2 protein-coding genes are annotated in these 2,083 nt (G+C 66.6%); one reads left to right on the top strand and one right to left on the bottom strand.

The features are described 5' to 3' along the window. Positions 1–112: 112 nt before the first annotated feature. Positions 113–469 (bottom strand): iron-sulfur cluster assembly accessory protein, encoded by a 357-nt coding sequence (locus ACFWV8_RS38290; protein WP_030355429.1) that lies wholly within the window; start codon positions 467–469, stop codon positions 113–115. Between the two features lie 321 nt (positions 470–790). Here ACFWV8_RS38290 and nadA point away from each other — a divergent pair, with 321 nt between their 5' ends. After that, complete coding sequence (gene nadA / locus ACFWV8_RS38285; RefSeq protein ID WP_384215095.1) at positions 791–1,978, top strand: quinolinate synthase NadA; 1,188 nt, start codon at positions 791–793, stop codon at positions 1,976–1,978. The last annotated feature ends 105 nt before the right edge of the window (positions 1,979–2,083 follow it).

Here is a 2,083-nt window from a genome sequence, read left to right as displayed (position 1 = left end):
GACGCCGTGCCCCTCACTATTTAATAATACCTGGGCCCCGCGGATGGCGGCGGCCCCCACGGGGGGCCGCCGCCTTCTCCGTTGCGCGATCAGCGATCGGCGATCGGCGCGATCAGCTGAAGGAGTCGCCGCAGGCGCAGGAACCGGTGGCGTTGGGGTTGTCGATCGTGAAGCCCTGCTTCTCGATGGTGTCGACGAAGTCGATGGAGGCGCCACCCAGATACGGGGCGCTCATCCGGTCGGTCACGACCTTGACGCCACCGAAGTCCTTGACGACGTCGCCGTCCAGCGAGCGCTCGTCGAAGAAGAGCTGGTAACGGAGACCGGAACAGCCGCCGGGCTGGACCGCGACGCGCAGCGCGAGGTCGTCCCTGCCTTCCTGGTCGAGCAGGGCCTTGACCTTGCCCGCGGCGGCGTCGGACAGGAGGATGCCGTCGCTTACGGTGGTGGTCTCGTCCGATACGGACATCTGCTTCTCTCCCGGGGTGGGGCCTCTCCCGCCGAGGCAGGGGAAGTACGGACTCATTGCCGACAGCTACAACCGGTGCGGCCCCGGATTCATTCCGGGCCCCGCCGCTCGCCTCGTCTGCCGTCCTTCTGTCGAGCTTCTGTTCGTGGTTCCACGTTCTTCTTCATGCTCGCACACCCCGCTCCGCGGCGGCATGTGCCGTGCTCCCGGGAATGCGTCACATCGACGCTATCGGCATCGTCAAAGTGACGTGAAGGGGTTATGATAGATAACGTCAATTAGACGAAAAGGCTCCTCCGCAGAGAAGAAAGGGTGCGTGACGTGACCACGGCCCAAGCTCGTCAGGATCTCGATGTCCAGCCGACGCCCCTCGCACTGCTCCTGCTCGGCCGTGAGGCCGACGCCCGGAGCGAGCGCGGCGTGGAGTGCCCCGGCGACCTCCCGTCGCCGTCCGACCCGGATCTGGTCGAACGCGCCCGCGCGGCGAAGGAGAAGCTCGGCGAGAAGGTCTTCATCCTCGGCCACCACTACCAGCGCGACGAGGTCATCCAGTTCGCCGACGTGACCGGGGACTCGTTCAAGCTGGCCAAGGACGCGGCGGCGCGCCCAGAGGCCGAGTACATCGTCTTCTGCGGCGTCCACTTCATGGCCGAGTCCGCGGACATCCTGACGGCCGACGACCAGAAGGTCGTCCTGCCCGACCTGGCCGCGGGCTGCTCCATGGCGGACATGGCGACGGCCGAACAGGTCGCCGAGTGCTGGGACGTACTGACCGACGCCGGCATAGCCGAGCAGGTCGTGCCTGTCTCGTACATGAACTCCTCCGCCGACATCAAGGCCTTCACCGGCGAGCACGGCGGCACGATCTGCACCTCGTCCAACGCCGAACGCGCCCTGAACTGGGCCTTCGAGCAGGGCGAGAAGGTCCTCTTCCTCCCCGACCAGCACCTCGGCCGCAACACCGCAGTACGGGACCTGGGGATGTCCCTGGAGGACTGCGTCCTCTACAACCCGCACAAGCCGAACGGCGGTCTGACCACCGAGGAGCTGCGGAACGCGAAGATGATCCTGTGGCGCGGCCACTGCTCCGTGCACGGCCGTTTCTCGCTGGACTCGGTGAACGACGTCCGCGAGCGGGTCCCGGGGGTGAACGTGCTGGTCCACCCGGAGTGCAAGCACGAGGTGGTCTCCGCCGCGGATTACGTCGGCTCGACGGAGTACATCATCAAGACGCTGGAGGAGGCGCCGGCCGGTTCGAAGTGGGCGATCGGCACCGAGCTGAATCTCGTACGGCGGCTGGCGAACCGTTTCGCCGCCGACGACAAGGAGATCGTCTTCCTCGACAAGACGGTGTGCTTCTGCTCGACGATGAACCGCATCGATCTGCCGCATCTGGTGTGGGCGCTCGAATCGCTCGCCGACGGCAAGGAGATCAACCGGATCCAGGTCGACAAGGAGACGGCGGACTTCGCCCAGCTGGCGCTGGAGCGGATGCTGGCACTGCCGTAGGGCCTGTCCGCGGCGTACCGGGAACAGCGGTAAGGGGCGCCCGCCAATGGCGGGCGCCCCTTACCCCGTTTAAGCAGACGACCCCGGTCAGACCTTGACCGGCTG

The sequence above is a fragment of the Streptomyces sp. NPDC058665 genome (genome assembly GCF_042714995.1).
GTDB lineage: Bacteria > Actinomycetota > Actinomycetes > Streptomycetales > Streptomycetaceae > Streptomyces.
The sequence above is the reverse complement of the archived record's forward strand: the minus strand, read 5'-3'. Positions and strand labels throughout refer to the sequence as shown.